Annotated in this window: 20 protein-coding genes and 6 tRNA genes; 16 read left to right on the top strand and 10 right to left on the bottom strand. The window is 68.2% G+C overall.

Going from position 1 to position 20612, the window contains the following annotated elements; all coding sequences use genetic code 11:
• Positions 1-120: transposase (locus SK571_RS29250; RefSeq protein ID WP_319987295.1), on the bottom strand; the 120-nt coding region annotated here is incomplete at its 3' end.
• A 57-nt stretch (positions 121-177) separates the two neighbouring features.
• Here SK571_RS29250 and SK571_RS29245 point away from each other — a divergent pair.
• Positions 178-1305, top strand: a complete 1128-nt coding sequence (locus SK571_RS29245) for a tyrosine-type recombinase/integrase (protein ID WP_319987286.1) — start codon at positions 178-180, stop codon at positions 1303-1305.
• Between the two features lie 117 nt (positions 1306-1422).
• On the opposite strand, the gene SK571_RS29240 is transcribed toward SK571_RS29245, so the two are convergent.
• From SK571_RS29240 to SK571_RS29225, 4 genes are all read right to left on the bottom strand, one after another.
• Positions 1423-1494, bottom strand: a tRNA-Val gene (locus SK571_RS29240).
• 56 nt (positions 1495-1550) lie between these two features.
• Positions 1551-1973 (bottom strand): TIGR02611 family protein, encoded by a 423-nt coding sequence (locus tag SK571_RS29235; protein ID WP_319987285.1) that lies wholly within the window; start codon positions 1971-1973, stop codon positions 1551-1553.
• A gap of 22 nt (positions 1974-1995) precedes the next feature.
• A complete protein-coding gene (locus tag SK571_RS29230) occupies positions 1996-2778 on the bottom strand; it encodes an anti-sigma factor (RefSeq protein ID WP_319987284.1) in 783 nt (260 codons plus the stop codon).
• A complete protein-coding gene (locus tag SK571_RS29225; protein WP_319987283.1) occupies positions 2775-3395 on the bottom strand; it encodes an RNA polymerase sigma factor in 621 nt (206 codons plus the stop codon). Before SK571_RS29225 ends, SK571_RS29230 begins: the two co-directional genes overlap by 4 nt.
• Before the next feature lie 256 nt (positions 3396-3651).
• Between SK571_RS29225 and SK571_RS29220 the strand changes: the two genes are divergently transcribed.
• The 10 genes from SK571_RS29220 to SK571_RS29175 all read left to right on the top strand — a co-directional run bounded on the left by SK571_RS29220 (position 3652) and on the right by SK571_RS29175 (position 10898).
• Positions 3652-4077, top strand: a complete 426-nt coding sequence (locus SK571_RS29220; RefSeq protein ID WP_030477975.1) for an SsgA family sporulation/cell division regulator — start codon at positions 3652-3654, stop codon at positions 4075-4077.
• 107 nt (positions 4078-4184) lie between these two features.
• Positions 4185-4257 (top strand) — tRNA-Gly (locus SK571_RS29215).
• A gap of 40 nt (positions 4258-4297) precedes the next feature.
• Positions 4298-4369: transfer RNA gene (locus SK571_RS29210), tRNA-Cys, on the top strand.
• 1 nt (position 4370) lies between these two features.
• A tRNA-Val gene (locus tag SK571_RS29205) sits at positions 4371-4442 on the top strand.
• A gap of 159 nt (positions 4443-4601) precedes the next feature.
• Positions 4602-4674 (top strand) — tRNA-Gly (locus tag SK571_RS29200).
• A gap of 1 nt (position 4675) precedes the next feature.
• Positions 4676-4747: transfer RNA gene (locus SK571_RS29195), tRNA-Val, on the top strand.
• Between the two features lie 160 nt (positions 4748-4907).
• Positions 4908-5516 (top strand): TIR domain-containing protein, encoded by a 609-nt coding sequence (locus SK571_RS29190; RefSeq protein WP_319987282.1) that lies wholly within the window; start codon positions 4908-4910, stop codon positions 5514-5516.
• Entirely contained in the window at positions 5501-7141 is a 1641-nt protein-coding gene (locus SK571_RS29185) for a KGGVGR-motif variant AAA ATPase (RefSeq protein ID WP_319987281.1), read from the top strand. The genes SK571_RS29190 and SK571_RS29185 overlap by 16 nt, the downstream gene beginning before the upstream one ends.
• Positions 7142-7152: 11 nt before the next feature.
• Positions 7153-7761, top strand: a complete 609-nt coding sequence (locus SK571_RS29180; protein ID WP_319987280.1) for a hypothetical protein — start codon at positions 7153-7155, stop codon at positions 7759-7761.
• A complete protein-coding gene (locus SK571_RS29175; RefSeq protein WP_319987279.1) occupies positions 7758-10898 on the top strand; it encodes an ATP-binding protein in 3141 nt (1046 codons plus the stop codon). The genes SK571_RS29180 and SK571_RS29175 overlap by 4 nt, the downstream gene beginning before the upstream one ends.
• A gap of 41 nt (positions 10899-10939) precedes the next feature.
• On the opposite strand, the gene SK571_RS29170 is transcribed toward SK571_RS29175, so the two are convergent.
• Positions 10940-11557, bottom strand: a complete 618-nt coding sequence (locus SK571_RS29170; RefSeq protein ID WP_319987278.1) for a hypothetical protein — start codon at positions 11555-11557, stop codon at positions 10940-10942.
• Positions 11558-11775: 218 nt separating this feature from the next.
• Here SK571_RS29170 and SK571_RS29165 point away from each other — a divergent pair, with 218 nt between their 5' ends.
• Both SK571_RS29165 and SK571_RS29160 read left to right on the top strand, forming a co-directional pair.
• Positions 11776-11955: a hypothetical protein gene (locus SK571_RS29165; protein WP_319987277.1), complete on the top strand. Its 180-nt coding sequence runs from the start codon at positions 11776-11778 to the stop codon at positions 11953-11955.
• 103 nt (positions 11956-12058) lie between these two features.
• The gene (locus SK571_RS29160; RefSeq protein WP_319987276.1) at positions 12059-13243 is read left to right on the top strand and encodes a helix-turn-helix domain-containing protein; all 1185 of its coding nucleotides are present in this window, start codon (positions 12059-12061) and stop codon (positions 13241-13243) included.
• On the opposite strand, the gene SK571_RS29155 is transcribed toward SK571_RS29160, so the two are convergent.
• Complete coding sequence (locus SK571_RS29155; RefSeq protein WP_319987275.1) at positions 13234-16068, bottom strand: AfsR/SARP family transcriptional regulator; 2835 nt, start codon at positions 16066-16068, stop codon at positions 13234-13236. The two genes, SK571_RS29160 and SK571_RS29155, sit on opposite strands and share 10 nt — an antisense overlap.
• Positions 16069-16268: 200 nt before the next feature.
• On the opposite strand from SK571_RS29155, the gene SK571_RS29150 reads away from it, so the two are divergent.
• Both SK571_RS29150 and SK571_RS29145 read left to right on the top strand, forming a co-directional pair.
• Positions 16269-16841 carry a vWA domain-containing protein gene (locus SK571_RS29150; RefSeq protein WP_319987274.1) on the top strand — a complete coding sequence of 191 codons (573 nt, stop codon included), beginning with the start codon at positions 16269-16271 and terminating at the stop codon, positions 16839-16841.
• Between the two features lie 88 nt (positions 16842-16929).
• Positions 16930-17859, top strand: a complete 930-nt coding sequence (locus SK571_RS29145) for a hypothetical protein (RefSeq protein WP_319987273.1) — start codon at positions 16930-16932, stop codon at positions 17857-17859.
• On the opposite strand, the gene SK571_RS29140 is transcribed toward SK571_RS29145, so the two are convergent.
• The 3 genes from SK571_RS29140 to SK571_RS29130 form a co-directional block, all read right to left on the bottom strand.
• Complete coding sequence (locus SK571_RS29140) at positions 17854-18255, bottom strand: PPOX class F420-dependent oxidoreductase (protein ID WP_319987272.1); 402 nt, start codon at positions 18253-18255, stop codon at positions 17854-17856. The two genes, SK571_RS29145 and SK571_RS29140, sit on opposite strands and share 6 nt — an antisense overlap.
• An 86-nt stretch (positions 18256-18341) precedes the next feature.
• Positions 18342-19166 carry a hypothetical protein gene (locus SK571_RS29135; RefSeq protein ID WP_319987271.1) on the bottom strand — a complete coding sequence of 275 codons (825 nt, stop codon included), beginning with the start codon at positions 19164-19166 and terminating at the stop codon, positions 18342-18344.
• Between the two features lie 15 nt (positions 19167-19181).
• Entirely contained in the window at positions 19182-20036 is an 855-nt protein-coding gene (locus SK571_RS29130) for a glycosyltransferase family 2 protein (protein ID WP_319987270.1), read from the bottom strand.
• Positions 20037-20118: 82 nt separating this feature from the next.
• Between SK571_RS29130 and SK571_RS29125 the strand changes: the two genes are divergently transcribed.
• Positions 20119-20610, top strand: coding sequence for a hypothetical protein (locus SK571_RS29125; protein WP_319987269.1), 492 nt, complete (start codon positions 20119-20121; stop codon positions 20608-20610).
• Positions 20611-20612 lie beyond the last annotated feature (2 nt).

The following is a 20612-nucleotide window of genomic DNA, read 5'->3' as shown; positions in this document are numbered from 1 at the left end:
CCCCGCGTCGATCCCCAGCTCGCGGGCGACCTCGCTGATCGTGCGACCGGAATCGATCACACGATGCGCAGCCTCGACCTTGTACTCAGCCGTGTACGACCGGCGCTTACGAGGAGGCATACGGACATCCTTCCAGCAGAACCGCTGGTCCTGCTAACTCGGTGTCCACTGCCTGGGGTGAACCTCAGAGATGGTTTCCGGGTTCGCTACAGGTTGGACGACGGCACGGTCTTCTCGGAGAACGGGTTCGCGACCAAGGCCGCTGCGGAGGACCGTGCGGCGGATGTGGAGTCGGATCAGAGGCGACGGCGGTTCGCCGATCCCAGGCTGGCGAAGACCACGGTCGACGAGTGGGTCAGGAGTTGGGCGGACGCCCACGGTGTCACGGCGATGACGTGGTCGACGTATGACTCGCATCTGCGTAACCACATCCTGCCGCACTGGTCTGGCACGGCGGTCGGTGACATCGAGCGGATCAAGGTGAAGGGGTGGGTTAACAAGACGCTGCGTACGAAACTGAGTGACAAGAGCGCCAAGGACATCCTGGTGCTGTTCTCCCAGATCCTCGGCGAAGCCGTCGAAGAAGGGCTTATCGGGTCGAATCCCTGCGCGAAGTTGCGGATCAACTTCGAGGACCGTCCTGAGCGACCGATCGCGACGACGGACGAGGTGGACGCGTTGGCGGGCAGGATGGAACCGGACGACGGGTTGCTGACGATCACGGCCGCCTACACCGGGATGCGGTGGGGTGAGCTCGCTGGTCTGCAGTGGAGCCGAACCCATCTCGGCGACAACCCGAAGATCGTGGTGGATCCGGACATCGGTGCGTTGCACGAGGTCCGGGGACACAGGTTGGAGCTGGGTCCGCCCAAGACTCCTGCCAGCGCGCGCACGGTACACCTGCCGCCGTTCCTGGTCGCCGAGTTGATCGCACACCGCGAACGGAACTGGGAGTCGCAGTTCGTGTTCCCCGGTGCCCGGGGTGCGTTGCGGCGGCGGTCCAACTTCCGGCAGCGGGCGTGGTTGCCCGCGAAGGCCGGCAACCCGAAGCTGGGATGGAAACCGTTGAACCCGGAGCTGCACTTCCACGATCTGCGGCACACGCACGAGACGTGGCTGATCGAGGATCAGGTTCCTCGGGTGGTGCGGCTGGCCCGGTTGGGTCACAAGCGCAAGGACGTCGACGACAACTACTCGCACGTGACCGACGTCATGATCGCCCGGATGCTGGCGGGGTTGCAGCGCCGCTGGGAAGAAGACGGGGGATGGACGTGGGAGCGGGAAAATGGGCCGTCAGCGGCATGAACGCTTAGGTATCGCGAATGTGTTCATCAGGCCGTGCTCCCCATTTGCTCCCCGCAACGACAAACGGCCCGCCGATGGAATCCATCGACAGGCCGTCTGACTAGGTAAAACACACTGTGGGCGATACTGGGATCGAACCAGTGACCTCTTCGGTGTGAACGAAGCGCTCTCCCGCTGAGCTAAACGCCCGTGTTCTGTTGTGTTGCTGTCCCGCTCTCGCGGTGTGGCCATAGCCTACAACATCATCAACGAGAACCAAAAATCGGGCTCTGCAACCAGCTCCACTCAAGGCCGAACCAGCCGCCTACCAGCGCGAACACGTTGAGGAAGTAGCAGGTTACGAGGACGATGGCGCAGACGCCCGCCATCACCAGGCCGCGGACCCAGGACGGCTGGCGCTTGAGCCACGCGACCCAGCGGTCGTAGTAGCGCTTGGCGAACTGCAGGACTCGGCCTGCCCACTCGAACTCCGTGGCGAGGATGGCGAGGCCCGCGAAGACCACGAGCCAGCCCGGGCCCGGATACGGGATCATGATGATGCCCGCGATCAGGACCAGGCCGCCGATCACGCCCACGCCGATCCGGTAGGCCAGGTTCAGCGCCGGGTTCCTGTGGAACCAGTGGCGCCAGCCCTTGTGCTCTTCGGGCTTCACGTCGGGCTTCGTCATGTGTCGATCATCCTGTTGGGATTCAGGCGGGTGCAACCTGGCCGCCCGCTAGCACCTCCGAGGGTTTCGGCGGGGCCTGGCGGCCTGGTTCGAGCGACACCGCGAAGGTCGTGTGCTTGTGCGCGTCGGAGGACCAGGCCAGCAGTTGCGGGTCGGTCGAACCGGCTCGTACGTCGAACATCGCCAACGGTACCGGCGCTTTGGTGCTCGCGCCCCAGACTACGTAAACGTGACCCGAGTCGTTCGGTTTCAGGTTCATCGGCACCACGGCGCCCGAGGTCGGGTTCGAGAGGACGACGGCCACCTCGTCGCCTGAGCCCGTGCGCAGGACCGCCCTGTTCGTGGCCGGGTCGGCGGCCAGGGAGAGGGCCTTGTTCAGGTCTTCGGTGCGGGCCTGGGAGGCCGCTACCTCGTTCGAGAGCTGGTTCACGCGCACGCCGAGGTAGCCGGCGCCTGCCAGTACGGCCAACGCTGCCGCGGCGGCCAGCAGGACGCGGCCGGTGCGGCGGCGGTGTTGCGGGCGCAGTGGGATCGGCGCGGCGTGGGGCGGGGTGTGGTGGACGGGCACTTCCTGAGGGATGTGCTCGATCTGTTCCATTAGCTTCGCGCGCAGGCGGGGTGGTGGCTGTTCCTGGTGGACCGCGCCGCCGATGCCCGCCAGCACCTCCTGCGTCGCCTGGACGGTGCGCTGGCACGTGGTGCACGTAGGCACGTGGTCGCGGGCCAGTGCTTCCTCGTCTGGCTCCAACGAGTGCATCGCCCAGCCGACGGCGAGCTCCTCGTGAGCGCACAGGTCGCCGTTCACCGGTGAACTCCTGTCGTCTCGCCGGTCTCTCCGGCCCACAAGTTCCCCAACGTGCCTCTCAGGCGTCTGATCGCCGCGAACGTGCGCGATTTCACAGTTCCCAGTGGGACGCCTGTCAGCTTTGCCACCTCGCACTGCGTGTAGCCGCCGAGATAGGCGAGCGCTATTACTTGGCGCTGTTCTTCCGGCAGCGTGTGCAGGGCCGCTCTGACCTCGGCGCTCACCACGCTGATCAACGCTGCGTGGTCGGAGCCCTCGGCAGGAGGGGAGATGTCGTCGGTGAGGGGAACAGACCGACGACGCTGAGTGTTCTCCTTGCGTACGGCGTCGACCGCGCGGTGGTGCACCAAAGTCATCAACCAGGTGCCGAAACTTCCGCGGGCGGGGTCGAACCTGGCAGGGTGCCGCCAGAGTGCGAGGAAGGCTTCCTGGACGACGTCCTCGGCCAGTTCCGGGTCCACGCAGATGCGCCTGGCCAGCGAATATGCTGGTGTGCCGTACCTGTCGTACAGCTCACCGAACGCCGACCGATCGCCCTGTGCGAGTCTTTGCACGAGCTCGAAATCGGTCGGCCGGCCGTCGCTCGACGCAACGGTTGGGCCGGGCGAGTCAGCCACCAGAGATGTCCTCACGTCCAACATTCGCGCAACAGCCGGTACCGGGTTCAGGTTAGACCCAGCAAGATGGGAGTCGCTGAACACCGGCTAACGAGCGAGGAGGCCACGGAGCGCGTGCACGCGGTCGCGTTGCGAAGTCGAGCTGACCCGATGGGGTGATCTGGACCCGATTCGCGAGCGTTCCTCGCCACATGCACGTCACAACTAAGGTGCTCGGTCGTTTCATTGACCGGGAAGGGAGAAGAGGGTAACGACGATGCGCAACGATCACGTGACGCTCCGCTCGACAGCGGTCTTCGACCTGCTGGCACCGAGGACCCCCGCGGTCCCGGTTCAAGTGGAGCTTCGATACGACACGAAGGACCCGTACGCGGTCGTGGCCGCGTTCCGCACCGGCCGCGCCGGTTGGGTCGAGTGGGTGTACGCCCGCGACCTGCTCGCAGACGGGCTCATCGCCGACGCCGGCGACGGTGACGTCCGGATCCGCCCCGCCGCAGACGACCCCGAGGTCGTCGTGATCGAGCTGAGCTCGCCTTCCGGGCACGCCATGTTCGAGGCGTCCGCCCAGGAACTCGCCGACTTCCTCGATCGGACCTACGACGTCGTCGTGCCGGGCAACGAGCACCTCTGGGTCAACGTCGATGAGGCGCTCACGCACCTCATCTCGAACGACTTGAGCTGAATAATCCGAGGTAGGGGGCCCGCGATGCCGAAGCGGGCACCCCCGGTGAAACTCGCTTGAACCCCTCGTATAAGCTTCGTTTCAACATCATGAAGTCAGTGATGTACGCGGATGTAGCGCAGTTGGTAGCGCATCACCTTGCCAAGGTGAGGGTCGCGAGTTCGAGTCTCGTCATCCGCTCTGTGGTTCCACGGTGTACTTGCCGTGGGGTCATGCTCCTGGCGGAGTGGCCGAGTGGCTTAGGCAAGGGCCTGCAAAGCCCTGTACACGGGTTCGATTCCCGTCTCCGCCTCGGACGATTAGCTCAGCGGGAGAGCACTACCTTGACACGGTAGGGGTCACAGGTTCAATCCCTGTATCGTCCACTTCGGATCGGCGAGCGGGGCCAGGTGCACAGCGCACCTGGCCCCGCTGTCGTTTCACCGGCGTGCCGGCGGGTGCGTCACCCCGAAGATCAGCCGATTTGGAACTTCGGGGGACCGTCGGATAAAGTTCCTCTCGCACCACGGGAAACCGCGGCGCACGCGGATGTAGCGCAGTTGGTAGCGCATCACCTTGCCAAGGTGAGGGTCGCGAGTTCGAGTCTCGTCATCCGCTCGGACGATTAGCTCAGCGGGAGAGCACTACCTTGACACGGTAGGGGTCACAGGTTCAATCCCTGTATCGTCCACTCACTGCAGAAGCCCTCGATCGAACATGATCGAGGGCTTCTTGCTGTTCGCGGCAACGTCGTGTCCGCCCAGTTTTTGTCCAATTAATGGTCGGAACGGCTGAAAATGCCCACTTTTTTGTCTTTTATCGCGGCATAGTCGCATCTACTGTTGGTCGCTGTGTCCGGCTATCAGTTCGATTTCTTCATCAGCTACAGCCGCCAGGGCAGTGTGCAGAAATGGCTGCTGAACCACTTCTACAACAAACTCGTCGAGTGTCTCGCCGACGAGTGCGCGCCCACGCCCAGGGTCTACATGGACCGGTTCATGCCCAAGGCGGTGGAGTGGTCGCACAACCTGGAGACCTCGCTGCGGCGCAGCAAGATCATGATCCAGGTCATGACCCCGCACTACTTCACCTCCGGCTGGTGCATGGCGGAGCTCTACAGCATGCGGGCGCGAGAGGACATGCTCGGCTTCGCGAGCGACAAGATCCCCCAGGGACTGATCTACCCGATCCTCTACTCGGATTCGGAGAACTTCCCGATGGAGGAACGGATGCGCAAATGGCACGACTTCAAGGAATACGCGCATCCCGATCCGGTTTACCAGCAGACCGTCCACTACTTCCAGTTCCACAAAGAGGTGAAGCAGCTGGCGTGCGATCTGGTCGAACTGGCGGACCAGGTTCCCGACTGGCGACCCGACTGGCCGATCGTCGAGCGTCCTGACCCGATCGTCACTCCGCGACCGCCCTTACCGAGGTTCAAGCCATGTCCGGAACCGTGATCACGTTCTACTCCTACAAAGGCGGCGTCGGGCGCAGCTTCACCTTGGCCAACACGGCGGTGTTGCTCGCACGGTGGGGTTACCGGGTGCTCGCCATCGATTGGGACCTGGAGGCCCCGGGTCTTCACCTCTACTTCCGCCCACACCTTTCCCAGGTGCCCGACAGCGGCGTGGTCGATCTCGCACACGACTTCATCAGAAAGGTCGAAGCGCCCGGACCGCACACGGTCCGTGTCGACGTCGAGGGCGGCGTGCTCGACCTGATGGCCGCCGGCAAGGTCGTGGGCAACAAGCTCGACCTCTCCTACGCGTACCGGATGCAGGAGATCGACTGGGCGGACCTCTACGAGCAGGGTTTCGCCGCGTTCCTCGAAGACCGCCGCGACGAGTGGACCGCCAAGTACGACTTCGTGCTGATCGACAGCCGGACGGGTGTCTCCGACATCGCGGGCATCTGCACCGCACAACTCCCGGACCGCCTGGTGGTGGTGTTCACCGCCAACGAGCAGAACCTCAACGAGGTGGTGGACATCGCCCACCTCGCGGACATGGCGAGGGATCGGCTGCCCTACGACCGGCCGCGCCACCAGGTGATGCCGGTGCTGTCCCGGCTGGACAACCGGATGGAGTACCAGCGGGCCGAGGAGTGGCAGCAGAAGTGCGTCGGGGTCGTCGCCCCCTTGTTCGGCAACTGGCTGGTCAAGGGCGTCACCCCGGAGCAGATGGTGCGGCATCTGACGGTTCCGTACATCTCCTACTGGAGCTTCGGCGAGCTGCTTCCCGTGATGGCCGAGCGTCCTCCGTCACCGGACCAGATCTCCTTCGCGCTCGAGACCGTCGCCGCGGTCATGGCGCACCAGTTCGATCGGACCGACCTGCTGGCCGACAACCGCGACGCCTATGTCGCGGCGGCCCGCTCGCGGCGGCGCAAGTTCGACTGGGACCTCCTCGTGTCCAGCCCGCGAACGTTGTGGCGCACGGGAACGGAGCTGATCACCGAGCTCCGGCTGCTGGGAATGACGGCGGACAGGTCGGTGTCGGGCGATCCCGAGTTCCTCGACCAGACCGGTGACCCCGCCGAACACCTCTGCCTCGTGGTCGACGGTGAGCTCAGCCGGTGGCAGCTGACCGAGGCGGAACGGTTCGTGCGGCGCACGCTCAGGCCGGACGGTGCCCAGCGGCAGATGTTCTGCCTGCTGACCCGCGGTACGGACCGCGAGCGGCTGCCCGGCTTCCTGCGCAACCTGAGGCATCTCGAGTTCGACCCGGCCTCCCGTCCCGTCCGGGTGGCACGGGAGCTGCACGACCTCATCCGGGCGACGCCGGCCCCTGAGACCGAACCGGACCTCGAAGCGCTGCGCGGTGCGGAGGCGGCTCTGCGGGAGTTGCCCGAGCTGCTGCCGTACGCGGGGAGGTCCGCGCTCATCGACGAGACGGTGCTCGGCATGGCCTCAGCGCTCGACGACGGGGACATGGACCTGCTGCGCGACCGATCGGCCGACCTCCTGCTGCTCAGCAAGTCCCACCGCGACGGGGCCGGGATCGAGCTGCCGGCGCGACTGCGTGCCGAGGTGGGCGACCTGCTCACCCGGATCGATCGACGAATCAACGCGTTGACGAACTGAAAGGCGGCGTGATGCCGGAGACGTACGGCCCTCAGGCACGGGCGGCACTGATGCAGCTGATGCTGGAAGACCGCGCCATTGCGCACAAGGAGTTGAGCGACCGGTTCAAGATCAAGCTGCCGCCCAAGGAACGCGGTCCGCTGAACGACGACGAGTTGATGTCGACCTCGAAAGAGGGCGGCAGGTTGGTGCACGAGATCACCGACAAGGGTGTCGAGTGGTGCATGAACGACCTCGTGGGCGGCGAGGGACCGACCCGCTCGGGGCCGCTGGCGCGGGCGCACGCCGAGATGCTGCGCCGCGTCATCGGGTTCCTCCACCGGCGTGGTCTGCTCGCCGAGGCGGTCCGCTCGGGCGACCTGGAGTCGTTGATCCGCGCGGCCTACGCCGATCTGGCCACCGCGCCGGAGGACTGGATCCGCCTGGCCCGCATCCGTCCCCGCCTGAACGGCGCCGGCAAGGGCGAGGTGGACGACGTGCTGCTGGAGATGATGAAGACCGGGACCGTCCACCTGGCACCGGACTCGAACACCAAGATGCTCACCGCCGAAGACCGTGCCTCGGCGGTTCGGATCGGTGGTGAGGACCTGCACCTCATCGCGATCGAGGAGTCGTCATGACCGCCCAGTTGCGGGAGGCGCTGGCCGCGCTGCGCTTCAACTCCGCCGAGACGCCCGACGACGTCTGGCAGACCTCGCCGTCCCACGTCGACGGTCTGCACCCGAGGGCGGAGCACCGCATCAGGACCGGTATCGCCGATGCCAAGGCGAGCAACGGCCCCAGCCCCATCGGGCTCGCGTTGCAGGGACGCAAGGGCATCGGGAAGACCCACCTGCTCGGCTCGGTGCGCCGGATGGTGCAGCGGGAAGGCGGGTACTTCTTCCTGATCGAGCTCACCTCCGGCCAGATGTTCTGGGACGACGTCGCCGACGCGATGCGCAGCGAGCTCCTCAGGACCAACGACGACGGCGACTTCCAGCTGACGGTGTTGCTGAAGCAGCTGTGCCAGCGGGCGAACGCCTCGGAGGAGGTCACGCGGGCGGTCCTCGGTGAGGCTCCGCTGATTCCGGACGACCTCCGCGCGTTGCTGAACGGCCTGCGTCAGGTGGAAAGCCGGATCGCGGTCGAATGCGGTGACACGGTCAAAGCGCTGGTGTTGTACGCCTCCGAGCACGCGGACGTCGGTCGTGCCTACCTGGAAGGGCTGGAGGAGTCGCAGGACGAGCGTCGTCACTGGGGCCTGCCGGTCAAGCCGAAGCGCCCGCAGACGCTCGTGCGCGACATCTCCCGCATCCTCGCGCTGACGGGACCGTGCGTGGTCGCCGTCGACCAGCTGGACACGCTCGTCAACAAGAGCCAGGAAGCCTTCGACGAGGAGACGACGAACACCGAGCTGGCCCAGGAGATCGCACTCATCTCCGACGGGCTGATGCAGCTCCGTGAGACCACGAGGCGAACGCTGACGGTCGTGGCGTGCCTGCCCAACACCTGGGTGAGGCTCGGGTCGATCGCGAGCGACACCGTGGGCGACCGCTTCACGACGACCCCGATCCTCGTCGCCATCACGGACGCCGAGCTCGCGCGCGTGCTCGTGGAGAAGTGGCTGGGTTCCATCTACCAGCGCAAAGGGATCACGCCACCGCACCCGACGTGGCCAGTCGCTCCCGAGGCGTTCGGTTCCTGGCAGCCGATGACTCCACGAGAGCTGCTCAAGCGCATCCACGCGCACGCTGAAAGCTGTTTCCACGGCGAAATCAGGGAACTGCGCTCGTTCGCCGAACAACCCGCTCAGGAGCAGGCCGCCGAGAAAACGGCGCCGAAGCCGGCCCAGAAGCCCGTCCAGGCCCCCGCCACGCCCTCGGGGCCTGAGCCCGACGACCTGGCCGAGCTCGACGCCGAGTTCGAGAGACTGCGCGCGCTGGCCAGTCTGGCGGCTGCGGACGTCAAGCCGCACAACGAGGACGAGGTCATGCCGGCATTGCTGCTGGCAGGTCTGAAGTCCTGGGTCACGGAGATCGGCAACGACGACCTCACCTGGCATCCGGAACCCCAGTCCGACGACAACAGCCTGCACGCGGGGCTGCGCCACACCGTGGACGAGGAGAAGGACGTCGAGGAGCGCTGGGTGTTCCGGCTCATCGCCAGCAGCCACGGCAACCGCGTGCTGCGCAGGATGCGGGACGCCCGCGCCGCGGCGGCGAACGTCCGGGGCCGCCACCTGGTCGTGATCCGCAACGGCTCCAAGGGGTGGACCGGTGCGAAGACCAGAGGCGAGGTCGCGGAGTTCGAACGAAGTGGTGGCAGGAGCATCGACGTCTCCGACGACGACCTGCGGACCTTCGGCGCGCTCAAGGAGATGTGGTCGACGCAGAGCTATCAGCTGTTCGCGTGGCTCGCCGCACGCAAACCGGCCAGCAGCACCACGTTCCTGCGGCAGATCCTGCCCGATCCGGCGCGGGCCGCCGCGCGGAGCGGGCACCAGGAGACACGCCCTCCGCCGCAGCCGGAAAAGCCGCTGCAGTCACGGCCGGAGCCCGTTGACGGCGAGATCGTGCTCGGGATGGACGGGGAGATCCGGATCGAGCTGGAGTCGCTGCGCAAGCACGCGATCGTGTTCGCCGGGTCCGGTAGCGGTAAGACGGTGTTGTTGCGCCGGATCGTCGAAGAGTGTGCGCTGCAGGGGGTTTCGGCGATCGTGCTGGATCCCAACAACGACCTGGCGCGGCTGGGTGATGCCTGGCCCGAGGTGCCGGGGGAGTGGCGGGCCGGGGACGAGGCCAGGGCCGCCGAGTACCTCGCCGGCACCGAGGTCGTCGTGTGGACGCCCGGGCGGGCCGGTGGGCGGCCGTTGAGTTTTCATCCCCTGCCCGATTTCGCATTGGTTCGTGGGGACGAGGACGAGTTCGGGGCGGCGGTCGAGGCGGCCGTGGCCCGGCTGCTGCCCCATGCGCGGATCGTGAACGGGACGAAGTTCGCTGTTCGGGGGCGGGCTGTGCTCAAGGAGGCCTTGAAGTACTACGCGCGCAACGACAGGCGGGATCTGAACGGGTTCGTGGACCTGCTGGCGGAGTTGCCGGAGGGTGTCAGCAAGTTGCACTCGGCGGCGGCCACGGCGGCTGATCTCGCGGAGACGTTGCGGGCCGCGATGGTCAACGATCCTCTGCTGGCCGGGCAGGGGGAGCCCACGGATCCCGGTGTGCTGCTCGAGCCGGCGCCGGGGAAGAAGGCGCGGATCTCGGTGATCAGCTTCGTGGGGTTGCCGTCCGACGAGCAGCGGCAGGGGTTCATCAGCCAGTTGCAGCTGGAGGTGTTCGCCTGGATCAAGCGGAACCCGGCGGCCGATCGGCCGCTCGGCGGGCTGATGGTCATGGACGAGGCGCAGACGATCGCGCCGTCCGGTCAGGCGACGGCCAGCACGCAGACGACGATCCTGCTGGCGTCGCAGGCTCGCAAGTACGGGTTGGGGTTGTTGCTCGCCACGCAGGCGCCGAAGGGTGTGCACAACCAGGTCACCGGTAACGCGACCACGCAGTTCTTCGGGCGGTTGAACAGTCCGGCGCAGATCGCCGCGGCCACGGACATGGCGCGGGCCAAGGGGAGTTCGATCGCGGACATCTCGCGGCTGGAGCGCGGGCAGTTCTACGTCACCGGGGACACGTTCGGGTTCCGGCGGATGCGGACGCCGTTGTGCCTGAGTCATCACCCGCCGAGCCCGCTGCGGCTCGAGGAAGTGGTCGAGCGAGCCAGGAAGCAGTGAGAAAGGGCGGTGTCCCCGACGGGGGCACCGCCCTTTTCGCGTCACGGGGCCAGCATGGCCTCGATCCGTTGGTGCAGCGTGGAGAGCAGTTCGGTGGTGCCGCCCAGGACGACGAAGTTCACGGTCTCGTCGCGGACTTCCACCGCGTACACGGTGTCGCCTGCTCGTTCGACGCGGACGGCGATCGTGGTGTCGCCGAGGTGCAGGGTGCCGGAGAGATCGCGCTTGGCGCCCGCGGCGGCGAACTGTTCGGCCAGGGAACGCAAGGGGCTGGTGGCGGGTGCGGCCTCCACCTCGGCGACGGCCACCTCGGTCGCGGTCGCCGCCTCGGCGACGGACACCCGTTCCCTGCCCGCGGTTTCGGCCGCCTCCACCCGGCTGACGAGTGCGTCCACCAGGCCCTCGTCCGTGCGCAGGAACGATGACGGCGCGGGAGCGTCACCTGTCAGCACCGGCAGCACGTGCTCGTCACCGTTCACCGCCAGTTCGTCCACACTGGACACGAACGGCACGAAGAAGCGCACCCTGGCGTCGGGCAGGTCGTTGCCCTCCAGCACGGTCAGGCCGCGTTGCCGGCACGCCTCGACCACCTCGCCGACCACGGCGCGCTGCTCTTCGGCGAACGACACGGCGATGTCGTAGGTCGCGGATTCGGTCACTCCAACCTCCTCGGGTGTTGGCCGGCCCTCGGCCGGGTGCGCGCAGCATCCACGCCGGGTGTCGACCAGAAGTGGATGAGGAGTGGACGTGTTGACCACCTCGGTGGGCAACGGGAAACACCTGTTATCGCGAATTCTGAAGATGAATCCTCGAAGTAGCCCGCAGAACGGCGGGCGAAATCCCGAAATCAATTGCGATTTCCTTCGGAGGATTCGTCATGTCCAAAATCGTGTCCACTTTCGTCGCCGGTGCCGCCACGCTGGTGACCGCGCTCGCCGTCGCTGCCGCTGTTTCCGGTGGCGGCACGGCGAACGCGGACGACACCCCGCCGCCGCCTCCCACCACCACGACCACCACGGAGACCCAGGACGGCGGCGGCAACCCGTGGCACGGATGACATAGCCGCAAATGCGCCCTGGCCATTTTTTGTCATGGCCAGGGCGATTGCGCCGGGCAGATTCTGGTGATGTACTCGGCTGACGCCGGAGCGGGAGGCAATCGTGGCCGGAAGTTTTGGTGAGTTGCTGCGTGAACACCGTGTCGCCGCGGGGCTGTCGATGGGACAGCTGGCGAAGTTGATTCATTACAGCAAGGGCTATCTGAGCAAGATCGAGAACGACCTGAAACCGCCGACGCCGACGGTGGCCCGCCTGTGCGACGGAGTGCTCGACGTGGGCGGGCGGCTGATCGAGGCCGCGATGCACGGCACCCCGTCGCTCGCCCGCCGTCAGGTGCTGGTGGCGGGCACGATGCTCGGTGTCGGCGCGCTCGCCGGCAGCGGGCTCCGGCCGGCCCCGGACGCCCAGGTGGTCGCGGGGATGCGCACCTCGTTCGAGAACCTGCGGGCACTGGGCCTGCGCACCAGCCCGATGGTGATCATCGAGCCGCTGAAAGCCTTGCAGCACACGGTGCACGGGATGGCGCGGGAGAACACCGGGTCGCTCGGCACGGGGTTGCTGAGGCTCGCCGCGCGCCTCTCCGAGTACACGGGCTGGATGAGCCAGGAGGCGGGCGACGAGCAGGCGGCGCTGTGGTGGACCAGGCAGGCCTCCGAACTGTCGCGCGCGGCCGGGGATCCGGACATCGCGAGCTACTCGTTCGTGCGGGAGGCGGGCATCGCGTTCTACCGGCAGGACGCCCGGAGCACGATCAACCTCGCCCAGCAGGCGCAGTGGATCGCCAACGCCGGCTCCCGTGTCCTCGCGCTGGCCGCACGACGTGAGGCGCAGGGGCACGCACTCGCCGGAGACCGCTACGCCGCCGAGAGCGCGTTCGACCGTGCGGTGCGGCTGATGGACTCCGCGCAGCCCGAAAGCCCGTACCCGGCGCTCGGCCCCAGCGCACCCGACCCGCTGGAACTGGCCAGGGGATGGGCGTTGAGCGACCTCGGGCTCAACGCCGAGGCCGCCGCCGTGCTGGACCGGCAGCTCGCGCTCGTGCCCGTCACGTCGCGCCGCACCAGGGCCCGCTTCGGCACCCGCAAGGCGCTCGCCCAGGCGTTGTCAGGGGACGTCGACCAGAGCTGCCGGACGCTCGCCGCCACGATCGACGACGCGGCGCATGTCGACTCGGCCACCGTCCGGACGGATCTGCGGCAGCTGGCCAGAACCCTCGGCAGGTGGCACAACCACCCCGCGGTGCGGGAGGTCTACCCCGACCTGAAACGGCTCCTGACTCACCGCTGACCGCACGCACAGGTCATCGCCGCACGCTCGGCCCGCACCTCCTGCGCTTCCGGCTGGTCGAGCTCGGCGAACACGGCCTCGGCCGCGTTCCAGTGCGCCACCGCGTCGGCATGCCTGCCCAGCGCGTGCATCGTCCGTGCCACCCCGATCTCACCGTGGGACTGGTGCGTGCGGTTGCACGTGTTGGTGGCCACGTCCAGCAGCGCCAGGTAGAGGCGCAGCGCGCCGGCCAGGTCGCCACCGTCGCGAGCCGTGGCGGCCCGGTCGCGCAGGAGCCTCGCGCGCAGGTCCGCGTCGGACAGTCCCGCCGCGGCGGCGGAGGCCAGTTCGTGGTGGTGCAGGGCTTCGCCCAGCCGGCCGGCGAGCCGGTGGGCGTCGGCGATGTTGGTCAACGCGTAGGCGGCCACGCAGGCGTCGCCGAGCTCGACCGCGATCTCGTGCGCCTCCAGGTGGTCGGGGATGGCCTCCTCCAGCATTCCGAGGTGCTGCCGGTTCGCACCGCGGTTGTTCAACGCGTGCGCCAGTCCTTGCAGGTGGCCGCTCTCCCGCAACATTTCGACGGCCTCGCTGTGCTGCCGCAACGCGATGTCGTACCTGCCGTGCTGTTCGTTGAGGTAGCCCAGCATGCTGAGCGCGTGGGCCCGGCCCCGGAGGTCCCCGCACCGCTCGTACTTCGCCAGCGCGGCTTCGTAGCACCGCCCCGCCTCGCCGTGGTCGCCGAGTTGCATCGCGGACACGGCGAGCGCGCACAGCGTCGCCGCCTCGCCCGCCACGTCGCCGAGCCGGGACCACCTCTTCAGCGCCTGTTCGGCGAACTCGAACGCCTCGCCGTGCTTGCCGAGCCGGTCGTGAGCGGTGGAGAGGCGCAGCAGCACGTGCGCCTGGCCGTGGTCGTCCTCCGCGCGAACCGAGTCGACGGCCTCGATCCAGTCCTCGAACCGGTTCGCCGTGTTGAAGTGCCGCCAGATCAGTGCGGCCAGCCGCCACGCGTGGCCGGGACCCGAGCGCCTGATGGCGGCCATCAGGTTGTCGCGCTCGGCGGTGATCCACGCCAGCGCCTCGTCCTCGCGGGTGAACCGCAGACCGAGCGGGCTCGTGCGGTCCACCGGTGGCTGGACGATGCGGTCGAACGGGTAGGCCGCGCTCACCGCGCTGCTCAGCGACACGAGGTAGAAGTCGAGCAGGCGCACCAGGGCGTCCGCGGGCGGAGGTTCGAGAGCGGCGAACTCCTTGATCGGGTCGAGCATCTGGTACCGGTTCGGCGCGACCTCCTCCAGCAGGCAGACCTCGTGCAGGTCGTCGAGCAGCTTGCGGGTGCCGGCGACGTCGAGACCCGCGAGGGCCGCGGCGCCGACGAGGTCGACGTCCGGTCCCGGGAGGTGCCCGAAGAGCCGGAAGAGCTCCTGCTGCCGGTCGTCTAGTTGCCGGTAGGACGCCAGCACCGCGGCGTCTTCCCGCAGCGGCCCTTCCTCGTCCATGAGGCCGAGCAGGTGGTCGAGCGACCACCGGTCGTGCCTGCGCAGCAACGCCGCCGCGACCGTGATCGACACCGGCAGGTACCCGCAGCGCTTCACCAGGCCCGCGATGTCCGCCGCCCTGCCGCGCACCCGGAACGGGTCGGTCAACCTCCGGAACAGCGCGGAGGCGTCGTCCGCGGGCATCGGGGCCAGCCGCACGTGCTCGCTGATGTCCGGCTCGCCCATCTTGCGGCTCGTGACGATGGCGAAGCAGTCGCGCGCCTCGGGCAGCAGCGGCCGGATCTGGTCGGGTGACGCCGCGTTGTCCAGCACCACCAGTGTTTTCGTGCCGTAGAGCTGGGTCTGGTAGAGCGATGCCTTGCGGCCCACCGTGTCCGGGATCTGCTCGGCCGGCACACCCAGTTCGGTGAGCAGCTGGCTCAGCGCGTCCGAAACGGACATCGGTGCCACGTTCGGTGTGAACCCGTTGAGTCGCAACAGGAGCTGGCCGTCCGGGAACCGGGAGCGCAACCGGTGCGCCGCCTCGACGGCCAGCCCGGTCTTGCCGACGCCGAGCGCACCGCTGATCCACACCGCGCGTCGCTCTCCGGTGACCGCGGCGGCCGCCTCGATCGCCTCCAGTTCGCTGGACCGGCCGGTGAACCCGCCTGGGCGGGACGGCAGCGAACTGACCGGCTCACCGTGCTCCGCCCGCGCCGCGAGCTTGCGCAGCGCCGATCCCGGCTCGTAACCCGCTTCCGCGAGCGCTGTGCAGGCGTTCTTGTAGACCCGGATGGCGCCCACGCCGTCACCGCCCGCGATCAGCGCGCGCATGAGGAGTTCGGCGTACCTCTGGTTGGCGGGGTCTTTCGGCAGCGCGCGGCGCATGCGGTCGCGCGCCGAGCGGTGGTCACCGACGAGCAGTTCCAGTTCGGCGACGTCTCCCAGCGCGTCGGCGAAGCTCTCGGCCGGTGAGATCACCGCGGCGCCGCCGACCCGGTCGATGTCGATGTCCTCCAGGAACCTTCCGCGCCACAGGTCGACTGCAGCGCGCAGCAGGTCGAGGGCCTCGCGCTGGTCGTTGTTCCGCAAGGCTTGTGCGGCTTCTTCACGCAACCGGTCGAAGCGCACGGTGTCGATCTGGTTCTCGTCGACGCGCAGCACGTAGCCGGTCGGTGTCGTGTCGATCGCGGCGTCGGTGTGTTCGAACGCCTTGCGCAGCTTGTTGATGTAACCGCGTACCAGCGTTCTGCGCTCGGGGTTGTCAGGCCACACGGTCTCTGTGAGCCGTTCGGGTGACACGGGCTTGTTCGCGTGCAAGAGGAGGACGACGAGGATGAAGCGTTGTTGCTGGTCTCCCAGGGACACGGAAGTGTTGGCGTGCCAACATTCCAACGGACCCAGCATACGAAATTCCACGCCGTCCTCCAGGTGCACGAGCTTCCATCTGGGGGGAATGTCGCGCAACGGCCCGTTGGCGTGTCAGCGAATCAGCTTTTTGTCCACGTTTGATCAACGCGATCCGGTAACGGTGTCCCCGTCATGCATCGTGCTGAGGGGGAAGTCGGATGGTTCTCGACGTGTTGCCGTGCTATCTCGTGTGCGATGTCTCGTTCTCGATGAGCGACCACATCGACGAGGTGAACGCAGGAATGCGCGAGTTCCGCGGGGTGGTGCACGCGGACCGGCACGCCACGGCCCAGATTCGGCTCTGCGTGGTCGTTTTCGCGGAAAGCCCGCTGGTCGTGCGGCCGTTGCTGCCCGCGCTCGACCCGGCCGAGGAGATCACGCCGCGCGAGGAGTCGGGTTCTGACTTCGGTTCCGCGTTCACCCTCGTGCGCACCATCATCGAGCGCGACGTGAACCGCCTGAAGACCCAGCGGGTCCAGGTGCGAAGACCGCTGCTGTTCTTCGTCTCCGACGGCAGGGCGACCGATCCGGCGTGGCCCGCGGCGCTCGCGAGGCTCACCGCCACCACGCTGTGCCCGGAGATGGTCGCGTTCGGGCTCGGCGCGGTCGACCAGCGGGCACTCGGCCGCATCGGCAGCTCGCGGGTCTTCCTCGGCGGCGACGGTGTGCGCCTGGGCATCGCGCTGGCGTCCTCAGTGGCGCGGACCGCGCTGCGACCGGAGCACGTCTGACCGATCCACGGCGTGTCCACTTCTCGTCCACACGCCCGCCGCAACCTGACTCCGCCGCACGTGAGCGAGCAAGGGGAGGAGAGCGGAGATGATGAAGAACCTGGTCCGTGAGCTGAAGACCCTCCGTAAGGGACGAGGCGTGCACGCCGCGCGGATCGCGGACAAGATCGGCCCGGCTCTGGCCGCCGCCTGCGGGATCACCAGGGCCGACGGGTCGGTCGCCGCGAAGCAGAAGCTGGTCACCCGGCTGACCGAGCTGGTCGAGCAGCTCCCGGAGGATCTCCAGCTCGCGGCACGCGCGGCGTTCGGCCTGATCGCCGACGTCCGGCACCCGCTCTACCAGGAGCGCGTCAGCTGGGTGGCGGCGGAGATCGACCGCGACTCCCGCACCGTGCGCCGCCGCGTCGACGAGGCGGTCGACCAACTGGCCGAGCTCGCCGCCACGACCGTGCGTCGCGACGACGGCGGCTGGCACACCGTGGAGCTCAGCGTCGCGGTGGCGCTGGACCGCGGGCAGCCGGAGGTGCTGGAGCGCTACCAGGTCCTCGTCGACCAGGACGGGGTGGACTCGCTGGAGTTCGCCTCGCTGTTCCCGGTGCTGGGGCGCGACGTGGACGTGCAGCTGCTGTACGGCGGCACGCTGCGGGAACGCGGCGGTGCGGACCGTCGCGGTTTCACGCTCGTGCCGGCCGAGCCGCTGGTACGGGGTGAGACCCACGACTTCGCGGTCCGCTACCGGTTCGCTCATCGCGACGCCATGCCCCCGTGCGTGCTGCACGTGCCCGCACGTCCGTGCGACGTGTTCGACCTGCGCGTGCGGTTCGAGCACGACCGCAAGCGGCTCGTGCGGGCGTTCGACGGGGTGCTGCAGCGGTCCGACGTCGAGGCGAACGGGCTGCAGCAGGCCGTGGACCGGGCCGGTGAGGTCCACCTGCGGTTCCGGCAACTGCTGCCCGGGCTGCTCTACGGCGCCCGGTGGGGGAGTTCGGCGGTGTGCTCGGCGCGCCGGGCGTCATGAGCGGCGGGGCTCGTACCAGGTCTCGCCCACCGGTTCGCCCGCCATGTTCCACGCCCAGACGCGGGTCGGCGTGATCCGGCTGTAGACGCCGGGGCCGACGATGCCGGTGCGGTCGACCGGATCGTCGGCGAGGCCGTAGATCCGGATGGCCCTCGCGACGAACGGGGTGAACGAGACCAGGTCGTCGACCACGAGCGACACCTGGCGGCGGCCGGCGGTGATGTTGCGGAACTTGCGGGTGTTCCTGACCTGGTCACCCGCACCGCCGACCCAGATGTGCGTGCCGTCGTACTCGAACGCCAGGGGCACCACGTCCGGCTGACCGTCCTCGTTCACGGTCGCGAGGCGGGCCAGGGGCTGTTCGCGCAGGTAGGCGATCTCCTCGTCGGTGAACATGCCTCTCATAAGAACAGCAACCCGCGTCTTCGACTACTTGGCGTCGTTGTTGAACGTGAGGAGGCACCAGCCGTCGGACTCCTTCTTCAGGAACCCGCCCGCCTTGGTCTCCGTGCCGTGATGTCCTTGGCGTTGATGTCCTTGGCGAAGGCCTGCACACGGCCCGTCGGGCTGTTCGGGTCCGGGTCCGGCGGCGGCTCCTGGGAGTCGGCCACCGGCACGAAGCCCATCTCGCAGACGACGTACCCGGTGTCCTCCTGGAAGAGCGCCAGCACGCCGCGCCGCTTCTCGGGTCCGCGGTCCGTCGCGTACTCGACGGACATGATCGCGACGGTCGCGTCCTTGTTCCCGTCGTGGTAGACCGGGTCGCTGGGCTTGATCTTGCGGACCTCGTCGAGCTTGAAGACCGGCTCGGCGTCGCTCCTGCGCTTGGGGTCGAGCGGTTCGACGTCCCGGTAGAGGATCTCCTCTGCGCGCGAGATGTCCTTCTTCTCCGCCTTGGCGCGGCCGTCCTTGCACACCAGCACGTTCACGAACTGGTCGATGTCACGCCGGTTGAGCGCGTCCTCGACGGCCTTCGCGGCGCTTTCGGGCGTGGACTGGTCCACCGCGGCGGCGCTGGTGACCGGCTTCGGCTTCATCCAGCCCGGCCAGAGCAGACCCGTGCCGAGGACGCCGGCACCCACGAGCAGCACGGCCACGAGACCGAGCACGACGAAGACCGCCGGGGACTTCTTCTTCGGCGGGCCGGGGTGCGGTGGACCCCACGGCTGCTGACCCGGCGGCTGGTGGTTCCACGGCTCTTGCGGCGGTCCGGACCGGTAGGGCGGCTGCGTCACGACGATCAGTCTGGTGGAGCCGTCGGCGCGGTGTGGTCCGAACGGGCGAACGTCCACCTGACGCGTGAGCACCTGACCACCGCGAACTCAGCCGGTGGTCACGGCCCGCAACGCCCACGGCACCACCGGGTCGAGCGACGTCAGCCGCTCGCGCAGCCGGGTGTCCGCGGTCAGCACGCCTGACGCGAGCCCTGCCGCGACGTCGGGCCGGCGGTCGAGATAGGTCTGGTGCAGCGTGCCGTCGCGGAGGCGTTCGTAGTCCTCGCGCCAGTGCCAGCCGACGCCCGGATCGAGGCGGGTGTTGGCCGCGTAGGACGCGCCACCGTTCGCGATCTTGCGCCGGTACTGGTCGTAGCCGCGGTCCGGCACGTGCAGGATGTCGACGCCGGCCGTCGTCATCGGGCCGAGGAGCGGGCCGGACACGCCGTGGTTGCCCTGGTCGACGGTGACCTCCGGGTCGCCGCGGTGGCAGGTCTTGGGCCCGATCCTGGTGCCGCGCGGGGACAGCGACGCGGTGTCGCGCAGGATCAACCGGTGCACCCAGCCACCGTCGGCGGACGGGTCGGCGACCAGGTTGTCACGGCGCATCTCCACCACGCCGAACGCCGGGTCCACCGCGCCGAGGTCGTCCTTCAGCGAGGCGGACGCGGGCCAGAAGAACTCGTCGGCGTCCGCGTTGATCACCCAGTCCGCGCCGTGCCCGGCGGCCGCGCGGCGGGCCATCGCGGTCACCCAGCGGCCCTGCTCGTAGTCCTGCGCCGGTTCGTGGCGCAGTTCGAGCACGCCCGCGTCGCGGTACGCCTCCAGGATCTCCACCGTGCCGTCGACCGACCCGTTGTCGGTCGCGACGACGAGGTCCACGCCCGCGGCGAGGTGGTGTTCGATCATCGCGGCGACGACGTCCGCCTCGTCGCGGACGAGCAGGGTCATGATCAGGCGCACTCGCACAGCGTACGGACGGGGCCGGGCATGCTGGACGGATGCGTCCCCTGGTCCTGATCGACGTCGACGGCCCGCTCCACCCGTGGGCAAGCCGGACAACTACCGGCTGTTCGAGATCAAGGCCGGCTGGCGGCGCAGACTCCGCGTCTGGCTCGACCCGGAACACGGCATCCAGTTGAGACAGCTGGCGGAGGACACCGGCGCCGAGCTCGCGTGGGCCACGACGTGGCTGCACCGGGCGAACACCGAGATCGGGCCACGTCTGGGGCTGCCGCCGCTCAAGGTGGTCGAGTTCCACGACGAGACCGGCTGGAAGTACCCCGCGGTCGCCCGGTACGCCTACGAGAGGCCCCTCGTCTGGTTCGACGACGACTTCGGGCTGCACGTCGGGCGGCGGGAGCAGTTCGTCCACAAGCGACGGCACCTGACCACCGCGCTGATCCACGTCGATCCCGGCACCGGGATCTCGGCACAACATCTCACCGAGGCACGGAAAGCATTCAGCAGCAACCTGCAGGACGCCGAGAATTCACGGTTGGAGTCGAGAAGGTCTCAACCGGCGCGGCTGGCTTGACA

The sequence above is a fragment of the Lentzea kristufekii genome (genome assembly GCF_033949925.1).
Classification (GTDB): domain Bacteria; phylum Actinomycetota; class Actinomycetes; order Mycobacteriales; family Pseudonocardiaceae; genus Lentzea; species Lentzea kristufekii.
The sequence above is the reverse complement of the archived record's forward strand: the minus strand, read 5'-3'. Positions and strand labels throughout refer to the sequence as shown.